The organism is Vibrio sp. 970 (genome assembly GCF_033339075.1).
This window is the reverse complement of record NZ_JAWOTW010000309.1, coordinates 1-705: the sequence shown is the minus strand read 5'-3', so window position 1 is coordinate 705 and position 705 is coordinate 1. Positions and strand designations below refer to the sequence as shown.

1 protein-coding gene is annotated in these 705 nt (G+C 37.9%); it reads right to left on the bottom strand.

Features of this window, described 5'->3' with window-relative positions; translation table 11 throughout:
- Nucleotides 1-372 precede the first annotated feature (372 nt).
- A partial coding sequence (locus R7Q11_RS26350; protein WP_225467018.1) for a transcriptional regulator occupies nt 373-705 on the bottom strand: 333 nt, incomplete at its 5' end.

Here is a 705-nt window from a genome sequence, read left to right as displayed (position 1 = left end):
AGAGCTTGACTTACTTTCGGTATATACGGCCAAGAAAGGGTTGAAGTTACTTGATGATGTAAATATTTGGTTTGAAGAATTCATTCTTTCTGAGATGAACCCGTTCTGTTTGCGATTACAAGAAGAAGTAACCCTGAACTAGATTTGATGTTCTTGCACAACTAATTTTAGCTCCCCCTTTAGAAACGGGAGATTCGTATTTCGGTGATTTCGATCGCGTTTACGTTGTTTTTCAAGCAAGTCGCCATATTTTTACAATTTAGTAACGTAAACGATTGCTCTCTGCACACGTTTCAGGGATCGAATACACCTCATCGATATAACGCCAGTCTCACGTCTGCGCACCAACTCCATGTATTAAAAATTGATGAGCTATAGAAGCAGATCTTCCAGTTCTTTACCCATGAGGACCTCAAAAGATGTATAAATTGCTGTAAGACACTCTTCGTTTCCACACCTATCAATACGAACAAAACCTTTAGATGCAAGGTCGTCAATAGAAATCGAAAGTTCTTCGACACTGCGACCTGTTATCTCAGATAACTTCCTTACATTATTTGCTCTATCACGAGAAATCATATACAAAAGCTTAATATTTTCGTTAGTTAAAACCTGGGCCAGCTCCGTTAATGATGTAAACCACAAATGAGGAAAATTTTCTACATGGTTTAATTTACCAGCTGAAACATCCAACATATACTTACG